This window comes from Serratia sp. LS-1, from assembly GCF_003719595.1.
Classification (GTDB): Bacteria; Pseudomonadota; Gammaproteobacteria; order Enterobacterales; family Enterobacteriaceae; genus Serratia; species Serratia ureilytica.
In genome coordinates, this window is sequence record NZ_CP033504.1 from 2,706,018 (window position 1) to 2,730,326 (window position 24,309).

General features: G+C 61.4%; 21 protein-coding genes. 8 read left to right on the top strand and 13 right to left on the bottom strand.

The window, feature by feature from the left end; translation table 11 throughout:
- Window positions 1-22 precede the first annotated feature (22 nt).
- Window positions 23-595, bottom strand: a complete 573-nt coding sequence (locus EDY99_RS13005) for a hypothetical protein (protein ID WP_101452828.1) — start codon at window positions 593-595, stop codon at window positions 23-25.
- A 129-nt stretch (window positions 596-724) separates the two neighbouring features.
- Between EDY99_RS13005 and EDY99_RS13010 the strand changes: the two genes are divergently transcribed.
- Window positions 725-1,615, top strand: a complete 891-nt coding sequence (locus EDY99_RS13010; RefSeq protein ID WP_123061811.1) for a LysR substrate-binding domain-containing protein — start codon at window positions 725-727, stop codon at window positions 1,613-1,615.
- Here the strand turns inward: EDY99_RS13010 and EDY99_RS13015 are convergent.
- The 7 genes from EDY99_RS13015 to EDY99_RS13045 all read right to left on the bottom strand — a co-directional run bounded on the left by EDY99_RS13015 (window position 1,612) and on the right by EDY99_RS13045 (window position 8,032).
- Window positions 1,612-2,340, bottom strand: a complete 729-nt coding sequence (locus EDY99_RS13015) for a PA1136 family autoinducer-binding transcriptional regulator (RefSeq protein ID WP_123061812.1) — start codon at window positions 2,338-2,340, stop codon at window positions 1,612-1,614. The two genes, EDY99_RS13010 and EDY99_RS13015, sit on opposite strands and share 4 nt — an antisense overlap.
- On the bottom strand, window positions 2,337-3,212 hold the full coding sequence (hchA, locus tag EDY99_RS13020; RefSeq protein WP_123061813.1) for a glyoxalase III HchA: 876 nt from the start codon (window positions 3,210-3,212) through the stop codon (window positions 2,337-2,339). The genes EDY99_RS13015 and hchA overlap by 4 nt, the downstream gene beginning before the upstream one ends.
- 102 nt (window positions 3,213-3,314) lie before the next feature.
- The gene (locus EDY99_RS13025; protein ID WP_123061814.1) at window positions 3,315-4,082 is read right to left on the bottom strand and encodes an ABC transporter ATP-binding protein; all 768 of its coding nucleotides are present in this window, start codon (window positions 4,080-4,082) and stop codon (window positions 3,315-3,317) included.
- Window positions 4,069-5,079 (bottom strand): iron ABC transporter permease, encoded by a 1,011-nt coding sequence (locus tag EDY99_RS13030; protein ID WP_123061815.1) that lies wholly within the window; start codon window positions 5,077-5,079, stop codon window positions 4,069-4,071. Before EDY99_RS13030 ends, EDY99_RS13025 begins: the two co-directional genes overlap by 14 nt.
- 42 nt (window positions 5,080-5,121) lie before the next feature.
- Window positions 5,122-6,198: an ABC transporter substrate-binding protein gene (locus tag EDY99_RS13035; RefSeq protein ID WP_226772917.1), complete on the bottom strand. Its 1,077-nt coding sequence runs from the start codon at window positions 6,196-6,198 to the stop codon at window positions 5,122-5,124.
- Between the two features lie 46 nt (window positions 6,199-6,244).
- Complete coding sequence (locus EDY99_RS13040; protein ID WP_047574509.1) at window positions 6,245-6,643, bottom strand: hypothetical protein; 399 nt, start codon at window positions 6,641-6,643, stop codon at window positions 6,245-6,247.
- An 18-nt stretch (window positions 6,644-6,661) separates the two neighbouring features.
- Window positions 6,662-8,032 (bottom strand): MFS transporter, encoded by a 1,371-nt coding sequence (locus EDY99_RS13045; RefSeq protein WP_033651857.1) that lies wholly within the window; start codon window positions 8,030-8,032, stop codon window positions 6,662-6,664.
- A 339-nt stretch (window positions 8,033-8,371) separates the two neighbouring features.
- On the opposite strand from EDY99_RS13045, the gene amiA reads away from it, so the two are divergent.
- The gene (amiA, locus tag EDY99_RS13050) at window positions 8,372-9,214 is read left to right on the top strand and encodes an N-acetylmuramoyl-L-alanine amidase AmiA (protein WP_033643732.1); all 843 of its coding nucleotides are present in this window, start codon (window positions 8,372-8,374) and stop codon (window positions 9,212-9,214) included.
- A 54-nt stretch (window positions 9,215-9,268) separates the two neighbouring features.
- Entirely contained in the window at window positions 9,269-10,321 is a 1,053-nt protein-coding gene (locus EDY99_RS13055; protein WP_033651859.1) for a porin, read from the top strand.
- Between the two features lie 139 nt (window positions 10,322-10,460).
- Here EDY99_RS13055 and EDY99_RS13060 read toward each other — a convergent pair whose 3' ends face one another.
- Window positions 10,461-11,405, bottom strand: coding sequence for an NAD-dependent epimerase/dehydratase family protein (locus EDY99_RS13060; RefSeq protein WP_033643734.1), 945 nt, complete (start codon window positions 11,403-11,405; stop codon window positions 10,461-10,463).
- Window positions 11,406-11,472: 67 nt separating this feature from the next.
- On the bottom strand, window positions 11,473-12,303 hold the full coding sequence (locus tag EDY99_RS13065) for an alpha/beta fold hydrolase (RefSeq protein WP_033643735.1): 831 nt from the start codon (window positions 12,301-12,303) through the stop codon (window positions 11,473-11,475).
- Between the two features lie 220 nt (window positions 12,304-12,523).
- Between EDY99_RS13065 and EDY99_RS13070 the strand changes: the two genes are divergently transcribed.
- The 5 genes from EDY99_RS13070 (at window position 12,524) to EDY99_RS13090 (ending at window position 21,021) form a co-directional block, all read left to right on the top strand.
- Window positions 12,524-13,927, top strand: coding sequence for a coniferyl aldehyde dehydrogenase (locus tag EDY99_RS13070; protein WP_164489278.1), 1,404 nt, complete (start codon window positions 12,524-12,526; stop codon window positions 13,925-13,927).
- A 259-nt stretch (window positions 13,928-14,186) separates the two neighbouring features.
- Window positions 14,187-16,382: a catalase/peroxidase HPI gene (gene katG / locus EDY99_RS13075; RefSeq protein ID WP_123061816.1), complete on the top strand. Its 2,196-nt coding sequence runs from the start codon at window positions 14,187-14,189 to the stop codon at window positions 16,380-16,382.
- A gap of 524 nt (window positions 16,383-16,906) precedes the next feature.
- A complete protein-coding gene (locus tag EDY99_RS13080; RefSeq protein ID WP_046688515.1) occupies window positions 16,907-17,806 on the top strand; it encodes a glyoxalase/bleomycin resistance/dioxygenase family protein in 900 nt (299 codons plus the stop codon).
- 41 nt (window positions 17,807-17,847) lie between these two features.
- A complete protein-coding gene (locus tag EDY99_RS13085; RefSeq protein WP_123061817.1) occupies window positions 17,848-19,137 on the top strand; it encodes an alginate export family protein in 1,290 nt (429 codons plus the stop codon).
- Window positions 19,138-19,638: 501 nt separating this feature from the next.
- Window positions 19,639-21,021, top strand: a complete 1,383-nt coding sequence (locus EDY99_RS13090; RefSeq protein ID WP_033643741.1) for a serralysin family metalloprotease — start codon at window positions 19,639-19,641, stop codon at window positions 21,019-21,021.
- A gap of 106 nt (window positions 21,022-21,127) precedes the next feature.
- Here EDY99_RS13090 and EDY99_RS13095 read toward each other — a convergent pair whose 3' ends face one another.
- From EDY99_RS13095 to EDY99_RS13105, 3 genes are all read right to left on the bottom strand, one after another.
- A complete protein-coding gene (locus tag EDY99_RS13095; RefSeq protein WP_122016235.1) occupies window positions 21,128-22,180 on the bottom strand; it encodes a nitronate monooxygenase family protein in 1,053 nt (350 codons plus the stop codon).
- A 96-nt stretch (window positions 22,181-22,276) separates the two neighbouring features.
- Entirely contained in the window at window positions 22,277-23,887 is a 1,611-nt protein-coding gene (locus tag EDY99_RS13100; protein ID WP_033643743.1) for an MFS transporter, read from the bottom strand.
- On the bottom strand, window positions 23,880-24,305 hold the full coding sequence (locus tag EDY99_RS13105; protein ID WP_060660502.1) for a DoxX family protein: 426 nt from the start codon (window positions 24,303-24,305) through the stop codon (window positions 23,880-23,882). Before EDY99_RS13105 ends, EDY99_RS13100 begins: the two co-directional genes overlap by 8 nt.
- Window positions 24,306-24,309 lie beyond the last annotated feature (4 nt).

A 24,309-nucleotide genomic window follows, 5' to 3' on the forward strand; every position in this document is an offset into this window, starting at 1 on the left:
TGTTTATCTTCAACGTGGTGACTCACTCCCTGTCCCGCTCCGCAATCCGCGCCATCAACGCCCCCAATAAGGCCAGATCGACCAGCAATGCCAGCGCGAAACAGGCTCCCTTTATCCCCGGCGCGGCGTAGGTTTGCACCAGCGAAGCGGCAACCACTACGGCCACGCTAGCCACCACCGTCGTCAGCCTGCACGCCACGGCGAACGCCGCTTTCTCTCCCACTGCCGTGCGGTAGGCTATGCCTTGGCCCAGGCCGCCGAGGGCGATACCCGCCAGCAGGGCCGGCCAATCATGGCCGCCTAACAGCATCAGCAGCGTCAATAGCCATCCCGCCGCCGCCAGCAAAAAACCGTAGCGGAGCATAGCCAGCGCAGGCCGATTCCGCAGCGGCTGCCAGCGGGCCAGCGCGGCGGCGCCGAGAAACGCCAGCGCCAATGCCGTTAGCAGCATCAGCGTTGCGCCGATGCCCAGCAGGCTCTCCGCCTCCAGCAGCAAAGCGCCCGCCGCGATCGGCACGCTGAGCGCCAGGGCGCTCGCCGCCGTTCCCGTGTGTTCCATGGCGCCCAGGGCGCCGTTGTTGATATAAAGGCTCATCGTTCACTCCCGACATGATGGAAATGATGAAATAAATTCATTTCCCTGTTCACATGTCAGTAGCCTATCTCTTGTATAATCGGTCAGACAAACTCATAGTTTTCAGCCTTAGATGAGAATAACTCAGCCATGAGAAAACCCCGTTTGCCGCCGCTGGGCGCGCTGCGCGCCTTCCACGCCGTGGCCGGCTGTCGCAGCTTTAAACATGCCGCCGAAGAGTTGGGCGTCAGCGCAACGGCGGTCAGCCATCAGATCAAGCTGCTGGAATCGGTGCTGGAATGCCGGGTGTGCGAGCGCAGCGCGCAGGGCGTCAGCCTGACCGAGACCGGCGAGATCCTGTATGCCGGCACCCAGCGCGCCTTCGCCGCTCTGGAGCAGTCCGTCGCCCAAATCACCCGCGCCCAGCAGCCGCCGGCGCTGACCGTCACCACCACCTCCAATTTTCTCACCCACTGGCTGGTACCGCGCCTGGCGGATTTCAAGGCGGAGTTTCCCACCATCGATCTGCGCCTGCACACCAGCGTCGAGCGCGTCGATCTCAGCCAGCGCACCGTGGACGTCGCCATTCGCTACCGCGAAACGCCGGAAAGCGATCTGCACTGCACCCTGCTGCATGAGGATCGTTTTATCGTGGTGGCCAGCCCGGCGCTGGCGCTGGAGCGCATCGAAGATTTGCAGCGGGTGACGCTGTTTCACGTGGAACATCGGCAGGTGCCCGCCGACGCGCCGACCTGGGAAAACTGGCGGCGGCGCTACGGGCCGGAAGGGTTGAACGTGGAAGCCGGGCTGACCTTCAGCGACGAAACCCATGCGCTGCAGGCGGCGGTGGCGGGCCAGGGGGTGGTGATCGCCAGCCGGCTGCTGGCGCGCGATTTGTTGCAGCGCGGCGTGCTGGCCGCGCCGTTCGAGATGGCGTTACCCGGCGCCAACTACTATCTGATGGCCACCGAAGAGACCGCGCAGCGCCCCGATATCATTGCGCTGCGCGAGTGGCTGCTGCGGCAAATGGCGGCGGGCTAACGGCTCTCGGGGGCGATCTCCCCCAGGCGGATCGCCACGCTGATCGCCTGCGCGGTGGTGGCGGCGCCGAGGCGTTGGCGAATGCGGCGCAGGTGGTTTTCCACCGTGCGTTCAGACAGGCCGAGCATCGCAGCGATATCCGCCTGCCGCCGGCCGATGGCGGTCCAGCTCAGCACCTCGCGCTCGCGCGCCGACAGCCGGCCCTCTCCCTCGCCGGCCGCCGGTGCGAACAGCCGCCGCGCCGCCAGAAAGGCCGCCGTACCCACCAGCGCCAGCGCCAGCCGCACCGGCGGCGAAGCGTCGATGCGCTCGCCCCCCAGGCTGACGGCACCCTCCAAACCGGCCGGGCCAAACACCGGGATCTGCACGCCGTGCAGGCCGGCGCCGCGCGGCGTGCGCACAATCCGGTAGCGCTCGCCCTGCTGCGCCCGGGTTTTAGTCCAGAAGAACGGCTCGCTGGCCCGCAGCATGTGCCGGGTCACCGGGCAGTGCCGCACGTAGGTCAACGCATCGACCGCCTCGCCGTCGCCGAACCAGTCGCCCTCGACCCAGTAGATATGCTCGATCCCCGCCTCCGCCGTGGCGGAAGCGGAAAACAGCACAAAGCGATCGAAACCGAACGGCGCGGCGAAGGCGCGAACCCGCCCCTGAATGGCGGACAGGGTTCGCTCGTGGTCCATCGCCAGCGCCGTCTGGAAAGCGCGCTGCGCGATCTCGTCGCTCATCGCGTGGCGACGTCGGCCAGCAGCGTCTCTGCCGCCAGTTTGCCGAGGTTGTTGGAAGCCAGCGGGCTGTCGCCGGTCAGCAAGCGCCGATCTTTATGCACCTTGCCGGTGATGTCGGCGTTGACGATCTTAACGCCCCGCTCGCGCAGGCGTTCGCCCACCAGCCAAGGCATCGGGCCGGGGATATAGCCGATGTCGATGTTGGCGCCGGTATCGAGCGAGTCCGGGAACACGCACATCTCATAGCCGCGATAGAGGAAATCCTCTTTGCTCTCGCCAATGCCCGCCGCCAGCAAACCGGCCGGCCCGTGGCACAGCGAAATCACATAGCGATCGTTGTCATGCGCCCAGTGCAGGGTCTTTTTCACCTCTTCGCTGAACGGGATATCATTGAGCACGCCGTGGCCGCCGGGGATGAAAACGCCGAGGTAGTTGCCGCCATCCAGATCCTTCACCACTTCCGTCAACTTTTTCGGCTGCTTGAGCTGGCTGCGGTACTTCTCGTAGGTGGCCTTGACTGCTTCATCTTCATGCGGGAACGCCCACATCTCCAGCTTCACCGGATCGCCGGACGGCGTGGCGATGTCGATCTCGAAACCGGCCAGATCCAGGTGATACATCGGCAACAGCATCTCGACCGGGTGGTTGCCGGTAGAGAAGAACTTGCCGTTTTGCATCAGCAGGTAGCGCTCTTGCGAGGCGATCATCAGCACCTTCCACTTACCGCCGCGATAGGCGTTCGGGTAGCTGGCGCCCGTGAAGTCGGTTTTGGACGAGGTGTACTGGCTGAGGGAGTAAGGCGATGGGAAGAACGCGTTGTCTTCCGCCACATCCGGGGTGGGATTACGATCGTTGGATACTGAATCAGTCATGATTATCTCCATATTCACCGTTGCATTTCTCTTTCAGCTTAAATAACCGCCGGCGGGGCCGCAATGAGGGATATCCCTCAATCGTCCTCGCACTGGCGGCGCTCAAGCGGGGTGCCGTAGCGCGACAATGAACGTTTCTTCGCTGACGCCGGCATATTCGTACCGGCACTTTCTCACCGGCACCTGGAAGTAGCGCTCCAGGATATCCTCTTGCAGCAAGGCGTTTTTATCGCCAAACATGCACTGTCGCTTATTCATCAGCAGGCACTTGTCGGAGATGCGATCGGCGTAATGCAGAAAATGCGTATTCAGCACGATCGTCATCTGCCGCTCTTTGGCGAGGCGCCAGAGCATCTCGATCATTTTAGCCTGATTGTAAAAATCCAGGTTCGACTCCGGTTCGTCGAGGATCATGACGTCGGGATCCGCCGCCAGCGCCTTGGCGAAATAACACATCTGCAGTTCCCCGCCGCTGATCTGATTGATGTTTTTCTGCGCCAGCGGCGCGATCTCCAGCGCATGCAACACCGCCTGCGCCCTGGCGACATCTTGCCGCCGCGGCCTGGCGAACCATCCCGCCTGGCGAGCACAGCCGAAAGTGACAAAATCGAGTACCCCATAAGCGAAATGCGGCGTTTTCGCCTGCGGCACATAGGCCAACCGGGCGGGCCGATTGTCGACCAGGCCGATCTTGCACCCGCCAGACAGGGGCCGGCACAGGCCCGCGATGTGTCTCAGCAACGTGGTTTTACCGGCGCCGTTCGGCCCGAGCACGCTGAGGATCTCGCCCCGCGCCAGATGAAAACTGACGTTGTCAAGAAGGGGTTCTCGCCCCTTGAAACCCAGGGTCAGCTGGTTAACTGTGATCATGTTTGCTGCTCATAATAAAAAGGAGAGCGAAAAGCGGCGCGCCGATCAGTGCGGTCAGGATGCCGATCGGGATTTCAGCATAGGTGGCACCTCTGGCGATATTGTCGATCGCCAGCAAAAACAGCGCCCCGCTCAGCGCCGAAGCCGGGATCAGGCGGCCGTGGTTATATCCCAGCACGCTTCTCACCAAATGCGGGATCACCAAGCCGACCCACCCCACCACGCCGGCCAAGCTCACCGAGGCGGAAACCAGCAGGGAGGCGGCGATCAGCAGCAGGATCTTCAGCCGGGGTGGATTCAGGCCGGCGATGCGCGCCTCGTCGTCCCCCAGCGAGAGAATGTTCATGTTCCACCTGAGCCGGTAGATAGTCAGGTAACACGCCGCAAACAGCGGGATCAGCCAATAAACCTGCGCTTTCGCCACCGAAGCGAAGCTGCCCATTAGCCAGAAGACGATCGCCGGCAAGGTATCCTGCGGATCGGCGACATATTTTATGACCGAGACAAACGCGATAAACAGCGACGCGATAATCATGCCGGACAAAATCGTGGTGAGCGCATCCTGCCGGCGTTTGAGGCGGCAAATGCCCAGCACCAGCAACAAACTCACCACGCCGAAAAGAAACGACAGCAGGGAACTCAGGGCAAAGGGCAAACTCAATAGAATGCCCAGCGCCGCGCCAAAGGCGGAGGCGGAAGAGGTGCCCAGCACGTCCGGACTGGCCAACGCGTTTTTCAGCACCGCCTGAAAGGTCGCGCCGGCGACCGCCAACCCGCCGCCCACCAGCATCACCGCCACCACCCGCGGCGCGCGCAGGTTAAAAATCACCGAATAGCGGGCCTGGTTTTCCCCCGACATGTTCCCCTGCCATAAAATCTGCACCACATCGTGGGCCGACAAGGCATAGCGGCCGGCAAACAGTGATGCGAAGGCGACCACACAGAGCGAAATAAACAATCCCGCCATGATCGCCACATATTTTCCTCTGCCCGGCATCTCCAAGCTCCTCCAACGAACTCACGCTATTTAACCGTGGCACTAGCGCTGTGCCAGCACCTCATCCAGCAACCGGTCCGGGATCGCATAAGAGAACATCGTCTGATAATAACGGCGCGTCTCCTCCCGCAGCGTTTTGTCGCTAATGTCTTCAGGGGCATACCGGTTGATCATAAACAGCGGCAGCAGTGATGTTTCCGCCGACAGGCCCCCCCAGTTATGAATGCCCACCGGCGTCGAGAAAACCTTGCCGTTTTTTACCGCCCTGAGCGTCTCCCACGCCTGGCCGGGGATCCCCCCGTGCAGCAGCGCTTTGGCGCTGCCGAACACCACGAAAATCACATCCGGATCCCAGGCCATGATCTGCTCCATCGACACGTTGATGTACCTGCCGGCATCGCCCTTCACCGGCAAATCTCCGGCGACATTATCCATGCCGGCCATTTTCAGATAGGTGTCGCCGTAGGTGTGCGGGCCGCTCACCTTCAGCTGCCTGCCGTCGCTTTCTTCCAGATATAACGCCCTGACGTGTTGCGCGCGGATGGCTGCGGCATAGGGGCGGATCTGCTTCAGGGTCCTTTCCCAGGCGTCTTTGAATTTATGCGTGCGCGGCAGGCCAAGGGTGTCGGCGAAGGTATTTTCCCAATACACCTGGGTGACCATCGGCTGGTATTTGGTCTTCCCGCCGGCGTCCAGATCGACCGTCATCACGCCCGCCCTTTCCAGCCGATCGTCCTGGCTTTTGCCGTAGTAATAAATGATGTCGGGCCGCAGATTCATTAACGACTCCATGTTGACCCGATAGTCCTTATTGATGAAATCGGACGTGATCCTGCCGATGTCAGGCTTCATGTCTTTCAACACATGCATATCGGCATGCATGAATGCCCAGGGGCCGACGCCGACGACGTGCCGATAGGCCGCCTCGTTGGCCAGGATCACGCCGAAGGGGCAGTTGCCGGTGATGACGATCCGCGGGTAGCTGCCGGGCAGCGTTTGCGCCGCCGCGCTCTGCGGCAGCGCGGCCGCTTCCGGCTGGCTGGCGCCGGCGCAAGGCAGCATCGGCAAAGCGGCTATCGCCAGCAAGGCGGTGGCGATGAATGTCAGTTTTACGGCCATGAGGCCTCCTGCGCGCACGCGCAATGGCGCGCGTCGATGAGCGGTGTCAGGCCGAGGCGGCGATGCCGGCGGCCATGATGGTGATCCCGGCAACGAAAACGATCGCCGCGGTGGCGACCGCGCCGCCGCCGACCAACGCGGCGGTTTTTCCTTCGGAAATGTCTTTTCGCTGCAGGAAAGAGAGTTGCGACAGGGGAATGATTTTTCCGCTGTCGGCAACGATGTCTTTCGGTTCAACCTTCGCTACCGTCAGCTCGCCGCCGCTGCCGTCCTTCAGGCCGTATTTCAGCCGATCGCCGACATACACCGGCGGCTGCAACAGATAATACGGGCTATTGAGCCCCGCCTCTTTTTGTTGCAGCGCCACGTCGTGGTAGGTCGAGCAGCCGCTGAGGGAAAACGCCGCCATCCCGATAATGAGCGGCACCAGGTGTGTGAATCGCATGGGAAACCTCGAACGTGCTTATTTGCTGGTTTTTAACGTAACGGCGGACTTGAAGCGCATATAGCTCACGGCCAGAGAGAGAAACGAGAACGCCGCCCCCGCCATTAAGCTGATAGTCGTCGCTTGCGCGCCGCGCATATTGAAGAAAATCGCTACTAACGCCGAACCGACGATTTGCCCGATCAACCGGGAACTGCCCAACAGACCGCTGGCGATGCTGCTGTTTTCATGAGAGACCGAAGTCATGATCAGCAGGTTGTTCGGTGATTGAAACAGGCCGAAACCGATGCCGCACAGCGCCACACGCCATACGATCGCCCCATTCGACGGATCGGCCGGCAGGTTGGCCATCAGCAGCATGCCGGCCAACAAGCAGGCGAGGCCTGACAGGGCGACGAGATTGGGATCGTATTTCTTGGTCAAATCGCCGGAAATCAACGACGAAACCATGGTGGCCAGCGGCCAGGCGGTCAGCAGCAGACCGATTTCCACCACGTTTCTTTGCAGGACATTGTGGAAATAAAAAGGCAGCGATACAAAAGCCAAAAGCTGGGTGCTGTAAGACAGCATCGACATCAGCAAAGACAATGACAGCGTCGGGTTATGCAGCATCGCGACCGGGATCAGCGCGGCGTTGGCCTTTCTTTTCTGATTGATGTACAGCCACCCGGCCAGTCCGGCGAATACCGCAAAGCTCAGCGCCGCCGCCGGCAGATGGCGGGTGGTCATGCTCATCGTGCTGAGCGAGAAAGCGATAAACAGCACAAACACCAACAGGGCGCCCCCGCTGTCGAAGCCAACGCTGCGCCGCTCGCGGGAGCCCAGAAATATCACGCTCAGCAGCAGCGACAGGCAGGCGATGGGAACATTGATGGTGAACAGCCAGTTCCAGCTCGTTTGAGAAAGTATCGCCGAGGCGATGGACGGCCCGGCGGCGGCGGAAACCGACACCACCATCACGTTAATCCCCAGGCCGCGCCCCAGCAGCCTTGCCGGGTAGATCTCCTTAATCAGCGCCGCATTGACGCTGAGCACCGCCGCGGCGCCGAAGCCCTGTATCACTCGGAACGCCGTCAGCATCGCCAGCGTGTCGGAAAGCGCGCAGCCCAACGAGGAGAAAGCAAACAGCACCACCCCGGCCATAAAGATTTTTTTATTGCCCACCGCTCTGCCCAGCGCCGCAAAGGGCATCAACGACGCGACGACGGCAAACTGGTAGGCATTGATAATCATGATGGAGGCCGATTCGGAAACGGCGAAATCTTTCGCGATCACCGGCAGCGCTACGTTAGCGATGGTGCTGTCGAGCATGGCGATGACCGTGCTTAACGAGACGGCGAGAACCGCGAATAGATTTAGCGTCTCTTTTTCCTGGTGTTTAAAAGTCATGTTAACGCTCCAAAAACGTGGGTGTCTTTATGCCGGCATGCCGGCGGCAAAGACGCCGTTTTTATCAATTTTTGTAATTACGTTATAACATATCATTATTGGATGGTAATAAATCTCATTTGAAATATTGGATTGCATAGTGTTTCAAAATAAGAATTAACAAATGAAATACAAATAAGTCACAATATAAACACCCAATTAAATAAATATACTCAGTATAAAAAACCAGTTGATTTATAGAATGACATTAAAAGTAACAGGCGCTAACAGACGACGATGATGCCAGCATAAGTTGTTATGTTATAACACAACGACCTTCCCTTTATGCGGGTTAACCTTATGGCTAAGAAGGACCTTTTGAACACGCGCTTGTCCCGCCGCAGAATGATGCTGGCCGGGCTGGCGGCTCTGGCGCTCAATAGCGCCGTTTCTCCGCTGGCTAGCGCCCACGGCTTGCCACGCCCCAAAAAACAGGCGGGCCCTCAGGGTGCGCGAAAACGATTCCTGGTCATGTTGGATCCCGGCCATGGCGGCATCGACTCCGGCGCCATTGGCCACACCGGTTCGCTGGAAAAACATGTCGTTCTGGCGATCGCCAGAAACGTGCGGGCGCAGCTCGATCGACACGGCATCGATGCCCGCCTGACGCGCGACAGCGACGTTTTTATTCCGCTGTACGATCGGGTGGAGATCGCGCACCGGCACGGCGCGGATCTTTTCATGTCGATTCACGCCGACGGCTTTACCTGCCCCAGCGCCTGCGGCGCTTCGGTCTTTGCGCTTTCCACTAAGGGCGCCAGCAGCGCGATGGCGAAATACTTATCGAACAGTGAAAACGCGGCGGACGATCTCGCCGGCCCCCACGTCATCAAGAAAGATCGCTATTTGCAGAAGATACTGTTTGATTTGGAACAAACGGAAACCATCAAAGAAAGCCTGACGCTGGGCTCGCACCTGATCCAACATATTGCGCCCATCCATCATTTGCATGCCAAAAATACCGAACAGGCGGCCTTCGTGGTGTTGAAATCCCCGTACATTCCTTCGGTATTGGTGGAAACCTCGTTCATCACCAACCCCGAGGAAGAAAGGCTGCTGGGTACCCCTGCATTCCGAAATAAAATCGCCACCGCCATCACGCAGGGGATCGTCAGCTACTTTAAACACGTCACGCACGCTTAAGCTTCACCAGGACGGCAAGCCGGCCGGCTTGCCGCGCACAGGGACGGCGTCATCATGATAAAATGCAATCCTCGCGCTTTTTCGGCGAGCCTGTGGCTCCCGCTGCTGGCCCTGTTGCCGCGCAGCGCCTTCGCCGTGCCGCTGACGGTATCGCAACACAGCAGCCTGAATTTCTACGGCACGATTATCGCCAGACGCTACAGCGGCCAAAGCGAACGCGACGACGGCGACCGCAGCTATCTCTATTTCGGCCTGATCGGCAAAAAAAAGATCGCGCCGCGCTGGCGGGCCTACGCCCATTGGGAATATACCGTCAGCTTCGCCGACGCCACCCGAAACAGCACCCGGCTCGCCTACCTCGGCGTGCAGAACGCCGCCCTGGGCAGCCTCGATATCGGCCGCAACTGGGGCGTGCTCTATGATGTGACCGCCCTGACCGATCGCTCCCCGCTGTTCAGAGAAATGGCCTACAACTACATCGACAACTTTATGCGCGGCCGGGCGCACAACCTGCTCACTTACCGCAAACCTTTCAGCCTGTTTCAGCGGCACGCCGCCCTCGCGCTGCAGTATCAGTTCAAAGACGGCGACGATCGACAGGCGCTGGGCAAACAAAACGGCAACGGGTTCGGCGCCTCCTTCCGCTATGCGCTGACGCCGACGCTCAGCCTCATCGCCGCCGCTTCGGCGTCTCAAACCACGCAGCGGCAGCAACGCGCCGCCGGCTATCGTCGGCGCATCGATACGCTGGCCGAGGGGGTTCTCTATGCGTCGAAAAAAATCTATCTCGCGGCCGTGTTCACCCAAAGCGACAACGCCATCAGCCCGCAACAAACCGCTAACCGCGGCTCGGCGTCCAGTTATGAAGCGCTCGCCAAATACCGGCTGACGGACCACATCCAACCCAACATCGGCTATACCCGTTTGATACAGGCCCGGGCAGGCCGCAACACCGACTTATTGAACTACGAGGAGTTGGGCGTGACCTGGTTGCTCAATAGCAACATGCAGGTGTTTATTAACTATGAATTCAATAACCTTTCTCGGCACGCTCCCGGCGTCGATGCGTCGGACAAACTCGATATGGGCATCAGCTATCACTGGTGACGCGCTGCCGCAGCCAATAAAAAGCCCCGCCCGGTGAAGGGCGAGGCTCGCTCGCGCCGATCGAGACGGTGCGAGAGGATCATGAGGGCAGAGTGATGACAGGGTGCCGAATGCGCCTGCTCATGGCGCGACGGACGCCTCAGCGCGGCGCTTGCGCGTTTTTCCACTCCCGCCAAATCGTTTCCAGCCCGGCGCGATACGTCGTGACGGCGAAGTCGGGAAAACGCTGTTTGAACTTGGTCGAGTCGAACAGGTTATCGTGCTCGTAGCGCGGCAGCAGCTCGCGCATCTCTCGCGCCCCGGACGAAACCAACCCCGCGGCGATCAACGCCCATTTGCCGATAACGGAATATGAAATCTCCTTCCCAAACACCTCGCAGGCCAACGCGGCGAACTGCGCATAGGTGAGCCGCTCGTCGCAGCACGGGAGATGCCACGTCTGGCCGAACGCGTCGGGCGTATTGCCGAGCCGGGCTAACCCACGGCTGGCGTCGGGCGTCCAGATCAGCGTGCGCAGCCTGTCGTCGCGAACCGGCACGCGCGGTTTTTCCCCCGCTTTCAGCCTGTCGACGATCAGCGCATTGGTGAAGCTCTGCGTTTTTCCCGGCCCATAAAACTCGGGCGCACGACCGATCAGCACGGGGATCTGCTTGCGCTCCATCTCGTCGAGCACCTTCTCGGTCATCAGAGCGCGCACCCGTCCCTTGCGCCCCCGAGGCGCGAACGGCGTCGATTCCGTCTGCGGCTCGCCGTTCTGCGGATACATATAGGTATTGTCGAAATAAACAAAGGGCACGCCCGCGGTACGGCTGGCGTCCAACGCATTCTGCAGCATGGTCGGAAATTGCCGCTCCCACAGCGCCGAATCCGGCGGCAGGCCGGCGGCGAAATACACCACGTCGCTGCCCTTCACCGCCGCCAGGGTCTGCTGTGCATCGAGCAGGTCGGCCGCGACCAGCGTATCGCTGTCGTTGACCTTCCTCGGGTTGCGGCTGACCAATCTTAAATCATCGGTGTACGCGCGCTTCAGTTCACGCGCCAGCTCTTGGGCGATCTGGCCACTGGCGCCCAGGATCGTTTGCATTGGCGTTCCTCATCGCAATGAAAAAAACTCCGCCCACTCAGGGCGGAGCAAAAGTGCTTGTTCGCGCTTAACTGTTCACGAACGCCAGCAGATCGGCGTTGACCTGATCGGCATGGGTAGTCGGTATGCCGTGCGGCGCGCCCTTATAGGTATGGAGCGTGCCGTTTTGCACCAGCTTGGCCGACAGCGCGCCGGAATCCTGATAAGGCACCACCTGGTCGTCGTCGCCGTGGATCACCAGCACCGGAATGGCAATCTTCTTGAGATCTTCGGTGAAATCGGTCTGCGAGAAGGCGACGATGCCGTCATAGTGCGCCTTGGCGCCGCCCATCATGCCCTGCCGCCACCAGTTCCAGATAATGGCCTCCGACGGTTTGGCGCCCGGACGGTTATAGCCGTAGAACGGGCCGGCGGGCACGTCGTAATAGAATTGCGCCCGGTTGGCGGCCAGCTGCGCCTGGAAATCATCGAATACCGATTTTGGGGTGCCCTGCGGGTTACTGTCCGTTTTCACCATCAGCGGCGGCACCGCGCTGATCAGCACCGCTTTGGACACCTTGTCCTCGCCGTGGCGCACGATGTAGCGCACCACCTCGCCGCCGCCGGTCGAGTGGCCCACGTGCATGGCGCCCTGTACGCCGAGGTGTTTTACCACCGCGGCGACATCATCGGCGTAGTGATCCATGTCGTGCCCTTCCCACACCTGGCTGGAGCGGCCGTGGCCGCGGCGATCGTGCGCAACCACGCGGAACCCTTTGTTCACGAAGAACAGCATCTGGGCATCCCAGTCATCGCTGGACAGCGGCCAGCCGTGGTGGAAGTAGATAACCTTGCCGTTTTTTGGGCCCCAATCCTTGTAGAAAATCTCGACGCCATCGCTGGTCGTTACATAACCCATGTCGTTTCTCCCATTTACACTCTGGTTAAAAAAGAAGGTTTATACTGCGCACGGCGCCGGGATCTCTGGCTCCCTCATCCCGGTTGGCCGACGATCTTGCGTTGATCGTTTAACGAGTATAGGTTTAAAGTTCACTTTAAGGTCAAACACAATTCGGCAAACCGCATTCCCGCTTTCACTCGGCATCAGGAGAATTCAAGTGCAGGGAGATGACATCCTCATGACGATGGAGCCGCGGCTTGCCGCCCAGCGCCACGCCTTCCTGCGCGACGGCGCGCCGACGATGCAACAGCGCAAGGCCGCCCTGCGCCGCTTGCGGAGCGCCATTCTGGCCCAGCGCGCCGCGCTGGCGGCGGCCGTCAGCGCGGACTTCGGCCACCGTTCGCCTTACGAAACCGACATTCTGGAGATTCTGGTCACCGTTCAGGCGATCGATTACCTGCTGCGCAACCTGAAACGCTTCATGAAGCCGGAGCGCCGCCACGTCGCCCTGCCGTATCAGGCCGCACGCGCCTATGTGCAATATCAGCCCAAGGGCGTGATTGGCATCATGGCGCCGTGGAACTATCCCTTCTCGTTGACCTTCATCCCGCTGGCCACCGCCCTGGCCGCCGGCAACCGCGTGATGCTGAAACCTTCGGAGCTCACGCCGCATACCAGCCGCCTGATCGAAACGATGCTGGCGGCGCTGTTTCCCGCCGATGAGGTCGCCGTCGTGACCGGCGGGCCGGACGTCGGGGCCAGATTCAGCGAGCTGGCGTTCGACCATCTGGTGTTCACCGGCAGCACGGCGATCGGCCGTCAGGTCATGCAGGCGGCCGGCAAACATCTGGTGCCGTTAACGCTCGAACTGGGCGGCAAAAGCCCTGCCGTTATGGCGCGCGGCGCGGTTAACGCCAGAAACGTCAAGAGCGTGGCGTTCGGCAAGCTGTCGAACGCGGGCCAAACCTGTATCGCGCCCGATTACCTGCTGATTCATCAGGACGATCTGGCAAGCTTCATGGCGCTCTATGACGCGGCGGTTAAAAGCTTTTATCCCGACGGGCCAACCGGCGACGACTACGGTGCCATCATCAACAACAGGCACTATCGCCGCTTGCAAGCGCTGCTTGCCGACGCCCAGGCGCGCGGCGCGAAAATCCATCCGGTCGGCCACCGCCCGGACTCGGCGTCTGAACGGCCGAACACGCTGGCCCCTACGCTTATCGTCGGCGCCCCCGATGACAGCGCGATCATGCAAGAAGAGATCTTCGGGCCGCTGCTGCCGGTGCGCACCTACGCCGCCTTTGATGAAACGATCGACGTTATCAACGCCGCGCCCCGCCCGCTCGCGCTCTACTACTTCGGCCCGCCGGGCGAGGATCGGGACCGGCTGCTGGCGCGCACCGCCTCCGGCAACGTCAGCATCAACGCCACCCTGCTGCACTTCGCCCAGGACGACCTGCCGTTCGGCGGCATCGGCCCCAGCGGCATGGGAGCCTGTCACGGCATCGAAGGATTTCGGGCGCTGAGCCACGCCAAAGGCGTTTTCATCCAGAGCCGCTGGCGCTTTACCGACCTGCTGCGCGCGCCGTTCGGCAAGCTGGCGGACGCAGTGCTCGCGTTCATGTTGCGGCGCCGATAACGCGGCGTGTTGACTATCAATAGCACACCCATAAATCGCCGCAAGCTATCACAATATTCACTCATTCCTATTTTATCTCTCCGCCGCCGCTGACTAAGCTTAGCCCTATGTCCCCCTTTGCCCGTTGGCGGCGAGGGAGACGTCAATCGATTGAGTTCAGTTATTTAGCGCAACACCCGACGCAAGCCTTACCCGCATGCCTTGTTAACCGCTCCACGCCCGGCGGCTGGAGCATCTTTACGGAAGCAGAGAGCGCATTATGACAACTGAAAGCAAATGCCCGTTTTCGGGCGGCAAGCAGCCCGCACCGCAGAACGGCCCCACCAATCAGGATTGGTGGCCTAATCAGCTCAGCCTGAAACCGCTGCACCAGCACTCCCCCCTGTCCGATCCGATGGATAAAGACTTCAACTACGCCGATGCCTTCAACAGCCTCGATCTGGCGGCGGTCAAACAGGATCTGCACGCCCTGATGACCGATTCGCAGGAATGGTGGCCGGCGGACTTCGGCCACTACGGCGGCCTGTTCATCCGCATGGCCTGGCACAGCGCCGGCACCTACCGCATCGGCGACGGCCGCGGCGGCGCGGGCGAAGGCCAACAGCGCTTCGCCCCGCTCAACAGCTGGCCGGACAACGTCAGTCTCGACAAGGCGCGCCGCCTGCTGTGGCCAATCAAGCAGAAATATGGCCGCAACATCTCCTGGGCCGATCTGATTATCCTGACCGGCAACGTGGCGCTGGAATCGATGGGCTTCAAAACCTTCGGCTACGCCGGCGGCCGCGCCGACACCTGGGAGCCGGACGACGTCTACTGGGGGTCTGAGAAGATCTGGCTGGAACTGAGCGGCGGGCCGAACAGCCGCTACTCGGGCGACCGCGATCTGGAAAACCCGCTGGCGGCGGTGCAGATGGGCCTGATCTACGTCAACCCGGAAGGCCCGGACGGCAACCCTGATCCGGTGGCCGCCGCGCGCGACATCCGTGAAACCTTCGCCCGCATGGCGATGAACGACGAAGAAACCGTGGCGCTGATCGCCGGCGGCCACACCTTCGGCAAGACCCACGGCGCCGGCCCGGCGTCTCACGTCGGCGCCGATCCGGAAGCGGCCGGACTGGAAGCGCAGGGCCTCGGCTGGCACAGCACCTTCGGCACCGGCGTCGGCAAAGACGCCATCACCAGCGGCCTGGAAGTGACCTGGACCACCACCCCGACCCAGTGGAACCATGACTTCTTCCGCCACCTGTTCGAATACGAATGGGAGCTGAGCCAAAGCCCGGCCGGCGCGCACCAGTGGGTGGCGAAAGACATCGGCGAAACCATTCCCGACGCCTTCGACCCGAACAAGAAGCGCCGCCCGACCATGCTGACCACCGACCTGTCGCTGCGCTTCGATCCGGCCTACGAGAAGATTTCGCGCCGCTTCTATGAGCACCCGGAGGAGCTGGCCGACGCCTTCGCCCGCGCCTGGTTCAAGCTGACCCACCGCGACATGGGGCCGCGCGCGCGCTACCTCGGCCCGGAAGTGCCGCAGGAAGCGTTGATTTGGCAGGATCCGATCCCGGCGGTCGATCATCCGCTGATCGATGAGCAGGACATCGCCGCGCTGAAAAACGCCGTGCTGGCTTCCGGCCTGTCGGTGTCGGCGCTGGTCTCCACCGCCTGGGCTTCCGCTTCCAGCTTCCGCGGCTCAGACAAGCGCGGCGGCGCCAACGGCGCGCGCATTCGCCTGGCGCCGCAAAAGGACTGGGCGGTCAACCAACCTGCGCAGCTCGCCGCGACGCTGGCCAAGCTGGAGAGTATCCAACGCGCCTTCAACGATGCGCAGACCGGCGGCAAACGCGTCTCGCTGGCGGATCTGATCGTGCTGGCCGGCGCGGCGGGCGTGGAACAGGCGGCGAAGAACGCCGGTTTCACCCTGACGATGCCGTTCGCCCCGGGCCGCATGGACGCCTCGCAGGAACAGACCGACGTGGACTCCTTCGAGGCGATGGAGCCGCTCGCCGACGGTTTCCGCAACTTCCTGAAGGGCAAATACCGCGTGCCGGCCGAAACGCTGCTGGTCGACAAGGCGCAGCTGTTGACCCTGACCGCGCCGGAAATGACGGTGCTGGTCGGCGGGCTGCGCGTGCTCGGCGCCAACGTCGGCGGCACGCAGCACGGCGTGTTCACCCACCGCCCGCAGGCGCTGACCAACGACTTCTTCGTCAACCTGCTCGACATGGGCACCACCTGGCACCCGGTCGGTGAAGACGGCCTGTTCGAAGGCCGCGATCGCCGCAGCGGCGCGGTTAAATGGACCGGCACCCGCGTCGATCTGGTGTTCGGTTCGCACGCGCAGCTGCGCGCGCTGGCCGAAGTCTACGGCAGCGCCGACGGGCAAGAGAAGTTCGCCCACGACTTCGTCGCCGCCTGGAACAAAGTGATGAACCTCGATCGTTTCGATCTGGCGTAACGCCTTCCAACGGCCTGCTTCGGCAGGCCGTTTTCTCTCCCGAGATAAACACCGCCTCCCCCTCTCCGTCAGCCCTGTCAGGCGCCGCGATATTCTCTTTTCCCGCTTATTCGTATTTACTCAACAAGTCATATAAAAATTTGATGGGCGGCAATTCTTTTAATGCTGTATTTATATTTAGAGGGCAATGAAGAGCGTAAACTCACATCGTTAATGCGATATATCCCATCAAGGAGATGACCGTTATGGATTATCCTCGATACACCTCAACACGCGGCGAGGCGGGTCTCATCATCGCCGTCCCTTAGCGGCAGTGGGTTTGGCCGGCAAAGGCGCCCCATCGTTTTACGCCATAAAAATAGATGTTCTGCACCTGCGCGATATTCGCCTGGGCGCCTGACGTTTGCCCTTCGTTAATGTTTCACGGCGCGCATTGCGCTTTTGGTTTTTATTTTTCAGCCGACGGGAAAGCTCATGGAAAATTACGCTTCACTCAGGAATATAACCGCTACCTGGAGGTCAACATGCAACATATTATCGGCATTTCTTCTCGTCGGCTGAGAATATCGGCCCTTGCTCTGCTGCTCCCGGCGATGTCATGGGCGGCCGATACGGCGTCTGTCGCCGTAGGGCCGCAGTATGACACCACCCATGTCTACGTCGAACGCGGCAAGATGGATGCCTTTGTCGACAGCATCCTGAAAACCTTCGGCGGCACCAGCACCGAACGCGTGCTGGTCAACGTCACGCCCACGCCCAGCGAAACCTACTCCCAGCTGATACTTACGCCGGCCGGCAGCTTCTCGGTGTTCGATTTCAAAACGCCGATCCCGCATCCGTTTGGCGCTGAGCGCAACGGTTTTCTGGTCAGGGATATGGACGCCGCCATTCAGCAAGCCAAGGCCGCCGGCGCCGATGTGCAGGTCGAACCCTTCGACGATCCGATTGGCCGCGACGCGGTGATCCAGTGGCCCGGCGGCGTCAACATGCAGCTTTATTGGCACACCAAAGCGCCCAACTACAAGCCGCTGCTGAGCGTGCCGGAAAACCGCCTGTACCTCTCCGCCTATCGCGTCGACGACTTCCTTAACAGCTATCGGGCATTCTCGCACGCCAAGGTGGCGAGCGACGCGCAAGTCAGCGATGCGGCGATCGGCCGTAACGGCAACGGCAAGATCCGCCAGATCGAACTGGACTCCCGCTTCGGCAAAACGCGCATTTTCGTCACCGACGGACATCTGCCTTATCCGTTCGGCCATGAGCGCACCGGCTATGGCGTCGACGATCTGTCGGCCACGCTGGCCAAAGCGACGGCCAGCGGCGCGCAGGTGCTGTGGCATTCGACGGCGGCGGAACGCCGCGCCTCGGCGCTGGTGAGCTTCCCCGGCGGCTATATCGCCGAAATTCACCAGACGGCTAAATAAACCCAAGGCGCGCTGCGGCGCGCTTTTTTCTTCGGATATCCATGATGAAACGCACGCTACCCGCACTGTTGCTGTTCTCCACGCTCCCCGCGCTGGCGGCGGAGCCCGCCGCTTCCCCCTGGAAAAACATCCCGTTGGGCGATGCGGCCACGTTGTCTTTCGACGGTTCACTGCGCGAGCGCTATGAATGGACGGATCAGCGGGATCTGAACGGCGGACGCGACGACACCTTCATGCAGCGCTTGCTGGTTGGCGCGCGCCTCGACTACGGCGACTATGTCGGCGCCTATGTGCAGGTGGGATCGTCGCTGGCCACGCCGCGCGACCGCGGGCGCAAGCCGACCGACGAAGATCATGCCTACCTCGGCCAGGACTATGTGGATATGAAACTGCCCACCGCCTACGGCCTCGGCACCCTGCGGATCGGCCGCCAGGAGATTGCGCTGGGCTCGCTGCACCTGCTGGGCACCCGCGACGGCCCCAACGTGCGCCGCTCCTTCGACGCTATCCGCGCCAGTTGGGTCAAGGACAAAAACCGCCTCGACGCCTTTATCGGCCACCCCATTACGCTCAAAACCGGCAGTTTCGACGACGATACCGACAACAGCCAAAAGGTATGGGGGCTGTACGGCACCACACCGCTGACGCCGCTGGCTTCCTCGCTCGATCTTTATACCTTCGGCTTTGAAGATAACGACGCCCACTACGCGCAGCTCAGCGGGCAAGAGCGGCGCTACACCGTCGGCGCGCGCATTTTCGGCGCGGCGCAGGGCTTCGACTGGGACAATGAGGCCGCCTGGCAGTTCGGCAGCGCGGAACAGCGCGACATCCGCGCCTGGTCGGCGTCGGCGCACGCCGGCTATACGGCGAACGACTGGCGCTGGCGGCCGCGCTTTGGCGGCAAAATCGGCATCGCCAGCGGCGATAAAAACGGTCACGACGGGCAGCTCAATACCTTTAACGCCATGTACCCCAAGCTGCCCTACCTGACCGAGAACGGGCTGGTGGCGCCGGCGAACCTGATCGCCATTCATCCTTCGGTCACGATCACGCCGTGGCAAACTCTGTCCATCGACTTCAGCTGGGACGCGCTATGGCGGCAACGCCGCGAGGATGCCTTCTACCTCGGGCCGATGCGCCCGGTGAAAGGCAGCGCGCAAGGCTCGCGCTTTATCGGCAACCAGTATCAGGTCGAAACAACCTGGACACCGCGCAGCGATCTTCAGTTCAAGGTGGCCTATGTCTACTTCGACGTCAGCAACAGCCTGCAGCACCATGCCGGGCTAAAAAACATGAACTTCGTCCTGGCGCAGGGCACCTACAGTTTTTAAGTATCAGGCAAGTTAATCGGTGTACGCGGGCGCCCTCAATAATCCCGTATCCGATTAATGACGACAGCCGGCGTGCGGCCGCCTCTATGCGTTACGGCAATGGCGGCTACTCACCGCATTTCACAGATAAAAAGCTGGAAAAGCAGAAAGATAAATCAGCGACGCAAACGCCGCGCGCCGATTACAGAGAAATATTAAATAAAGATTTAATTCCAACGAGTTATTTAAACACGTCTTTTACTCATATCTTATGTAAAAGATTCATATAAGAATAACTCATTAATAAAATAATTGTGTTTATACTGCTTTAACTCAATCACAGTGCACAATTAATTCCTCACCGTGATTAATGATAAGGATATATTCCGCTTGAACGCAACATTCAAGCCGGACCAAGGAGGCAAGCCAATGATATCACTTTAATTACCCCTGATTTTCAAACCTGTGTACGAGCATATAGAGCGTTAGGTGCAATATTGTCAACGTCCAAAGGAGTTTGATATGTCATTAGCGACCGATAAGATTTCCGATTATTTAACCCGTTATGAAAGAGGCGATCACGCGGGGAGCAGTAAACCGTCATATACCACGCAAGAGGTTTCAGATCTGCTGCTGAGGAGCCATTATTCCGCCAATGGCAAAGGCGTGACCGACCATGCGGCTACCTTGACCTACTCTTTCCCCGTCTATACGGGCAGCGACAAGACGGGCGCCGCGCAGCTTACCGCCGCCCAGCAAGCCCAAACCAAGCTTTCATTGCAATCCTGGTCGGATGTGGCCAACATCACGTTCACCGAGGTTAAAGGCAACGACGCGAAAAATGCAGATATCAAGTTTGGTTTTTATAAGGCGGCCAGCGGGGGCAATTACACCTCGTATGAAAGTACGCAGAGCAATCTAAAAAGCACCATTTGGATCAGCGGCAATAACGGCTACGACGCCTCCAATCCGCAAACCAATAACTACGCCAGGGATACACTCACCCATGAAATAGGGCATGCGTTGGGGCTTTCTCATCCCGGCAATTATGATGCGTCAAATGCCACCTACCCCACCTACGCCAACTCGGCGAAGTATTATGAAGACGACCATCAATATTCTTTGATGAGCTATTTTAACGAACAATACACCAGCGCTGACTATAAAGGCGTTTGGCCATCGGGGCCGCAGCTGGATGATATTACCGCCATACAGAAGCTTTACGGCGCGAATACCACCACGCGCACCGGCGATACCACCTATGGTTTCAACTCGAATACGGACCGAGACTTTTTGAGCGTTAAGGCGTCCACGGACAAAATCGTGGCGGCTATCTGGGATGCCGGCGGCAATGACACGCTGGATTTTTCAGGCTACAGCCAGGATCAGCGCATCAACATTAACGAAGGCGCATTCTCTGATGTCGGCGGCTTGAAGGCGAATATCGCCATCGCCTACGGCGCGCAGATTGAAAATATCATCGGCGGCAGCGGCGCCGACATTCTTGTGGGCAACGCGCTGAACAATACGTTAAAAGGCGGTGCAGGCAACGACATCATTTACGGTGCCGGCGGCGCCGATCAGCTCTGGGGCAATGCAGGCGCGGACACCTTCGTCTTCCGCGAAGCCGGCGACAGCCAAGCCGCCGCGCCGGATTGGATCCGCGATTTCCAGACGGCGGTGGATAAAATCGACCTGTCGTGGCTCAACCAGACGGCTAAGGCCGAAGGGAGCGAATTGCACTTCGTGGATAGTTTAAGCGGCTCGTTGTATGAAGCGGCGCTGAATTATGACGCGCAGCAGAATGTCACCGATCTGGCCATCAATCTCTCCGGCAATCAATTGCCTGATTTCCTTGTCAAAATCGTTGGGCATGTCGACGCTTCCGCCGATATTCTCGTCTAGCCAAGGCAAACCCGCAGTCCGGCCTTCACGCCGGACTGTTTATCTCTCTCAGGCCTCACCCCGGCGTCTTTTTACATTGCCACAGCAATAAATCGCGCCGACGAGGTCACACCGCTTCCAGCTCCGCCGCCAGGGTGGCGACCAGCTCCGCCGCCGGCATCGGCCGCGCCAGGCCTACGCCCTGCCCGGCCCACAGCGACATAAACTCCGCGCGTCCGGCCTTGGCCGCCGCCTGGCGGATATCGCCGGTGAGCGCGTTCTGCACCGGATAAGGCAGGATCTGCGCCTCTTCCGCGCGCATCTGCCGCATGAAATCATTGACGATGCCGCGCGCCGGGCGGCCGCTGAAGGCGCGCGTCAGGCGCGTGCTGTCATCGCCAGCGTTGCGCAGCGCCGCTCGCCAGGCTTCGGCGATGCCCGACTCCGGGCTGCACAGGAATGCGGTGCCCAGCTGCGCCGCCTGCGCGCCCAGCAATTGCGCCGCCGCGATGCCGCGCCCGTTCATGATGCCGCCTGCGGCGATCGCCGGGATCTTCACCGCCGCCGCCACCTGCGGCAACAGGGCCATCAGGCCGACGCAGGACTGTTCGATATCGCCAAGGAAGGTCGGGCGATGCCCCCCCGCCTCCGCGCCCGAGACGCAGACGAAGTCGGCGCCCGCCTCTTCCCAGGCGCGGGCTTCCGCCACCGTGGTGGCGGTGCCGATCACCCGCGAGCCGGCCTTCTTGAACTGCGTGACCGTCGCGCGCGGCAGCACGCCGAAGGTGAAGCTGACCACCGGCGGCGCAGCCTCCAGCAGGGCCGCGATCTGGTCGCGGTTGTTTTCGGCGAATTGGGTTGGCATGGGCGGCTCACTCAGCCCCAGCGCTTCACGGAACGGCCGCAGCAGGTGTTGGGCGCGCTTGAGCTCGGCGAGATCCGGGTGCTGCTCATCGAGCAGAAACAGGTTGATGTTGAACGGCGCGGCGGTCTGCGCGCGGATCTGCTGCACGCGCTCGAGGATCACCGCTGGGGAAAACAGCGCCGCCGCGCACGATCCCAGCGCCCCGGCGTTGCTCACCGCCACCGCCAGCGCCGGCGGCGACGCGCCGTTCATCGGCCCCTGAACGATCGGATAGCGCAGCCCAAGCTCGCGGGCAAAAGCAGAAGGTGCCGTCATCAATATGTCTCCCTGTGCTGACTACATTCGTCTTACGGCGGCCGCGCCGCCGAACCGACCAAAAGCATAGCACCTTCTCACCGCCTGGCCGTGCAGTTAATGCTTCACCTGACGCCGGTCGAGCGACAGGAAGTGATGCACCACCGGTTTCTCAGGGCCGATATGGAAGCGCAGCGCCTCCTGCTGCAGATCGGCGTCGGCGTGCGATACCCGCTGGTGCTGCCGCAGATGCTCTGCCCAGGACTCCACCAGGAACCACTCCATGATGCATTCCGGATCGCCGGTGTGCTCGGTGATGCCCCAGGCGTAAGCGCCATCGCGGCGACGCGCCCGCTCCAGCATCAGCAGCGTACGCAAGAACTGCGGCCGATCCTGCTCGCGAATGCGGTACTCCACCTGAATCATCACCGGGCCGCGATCGTTCTCGACCGGCGTGTTAACCAACGGCTCCGGCCAATGGTTCGACGGCTGCAGATCGGCCTCACCGGTCGGCAGACGCAGGCGGTGGAACAGCAGCCCCGCCGCCAACAGGCCGACGCCGCCGACCAGCAGCGTGGCGGCCACGCCCAGCTCCTGCGCCACCAGCCCCCACAACAGGCTGCCCGCCGCCATCGCGCCGTTGAACACCATCAGATAGATGGCCAGGCCGCGGCCGCGCACCCAGTTAGGCAGCACGCCCTGCGCCGCGCCGTTGAGCGTGGTCAGCGCAATAATCCAGCCGGCGCCCAGCACCAGCAGCAGCACCACCGCCAACCACTGCGGCGGCGCCAGCGACAGGGCCGCCATTACCGCCGCCGTCAGCACCGCCGCCAGCAACACCAGCCCGTCGGCGTTCAGCCGCTGGCGCAGACGCGGCAGCACAATAGCCCCAAGGATCGCCCCGGCGCCCACCGCCCCCAGCAAGACACCGTAAAAACCGGCGCTGCCGCCCAGCATGCGGCGCGCCACCAGCGGCAGCAGCGCCCAAACCGAGCTGGAGAAGGCGAAGAACACCGCCGCCCGCAGCAGCACCACGTGCAGCTCGCGGCTGGAACGGGCATAGCGCAGCCCGGCGCGGAAGGCGCCGAAGAAGTGTTCCGACAGGCCGCTGTCCTCAACCTTCGGCCGCTTCCACCACAGCAGCGCCGCGATCACCAGCACATAGCTCATCACGTCCGCGCCGTAGGCCGCGCCGGCACCGAAGCTGGCCAGCAGCAAACCGCCGGCCGCCGGGCCGATGGAGCGGGCGATGTTGATGCCCAGCGAGTTCAGCGCCACGGCGTTTTTCAGCTCGGCGCGCGGCACCAGCTCCGGCACGATCGCCTGCCAGGTCGGCCCCATCAGCGCCGCGCCGATACCGCCGACGAAGGTCAGCGCCAGCAGGTATTCCACCGTCAGCGCGCCGGTCTGCGACAGCAGCAACAGGCTGCCGCTGACGCAGGCCAGCAGAATTTGCACGAAGATCAGAAAGCGTCGCCGATCGAGAATGTCCGACAGCACCCCGGCCGGGATGGCCAGCAGGAACACCGGCAGCGTGGCGGCGGTTTGCATCAACGCCACCGCCGAAGGGTTGCTCGACAGGTCGGTGATCAGCCACGAGCTGGCGACGTCGCGCATAAAACTGCCGACGTTGCCGAGCACCGTGGCGCCCCACAGCACCGCAAATAATGGAATTTTCAGCGGCGCGAAGCCGCCCGCCGCCGCCTTGTTTTCCGTCTGTTCAGCCATCCGTTCGCTCCTTCAAATCGTTAAATGCCACCAGCAACAGCGCGCCGGCCAGCCCGAGGTGTTCAAAAAATCCGTTCATCATCAGGTCGCGCTCCGCCCCGTCGAACTGCCAGAACGGATTGGCCATCAGCGTCGCCATCAGGGTAAAACCGGCCAGCGCCAACGCGCCGAGCCAGCGATAAAAACCGCTCAGGATCAGCGCCGACGCCGCCAGTTCCAGCAGCGTCACCAGCACGGCGAACAGCGCCGCCGGCTGCAGGCCGAAGTGGGCCATCTCGGCGATGGCGCCCTCAACGTTCAGCGCCTTGACCAGCCCGCCCTGAATATAGGCGGCGCAGATCGCGAGCAGCAGCACCCAGCGCACCGCAGGCGCGTGCAGCCGCTGCGCGCAGCGGGCGGCGATAACAGTCAGGTTCATCGCG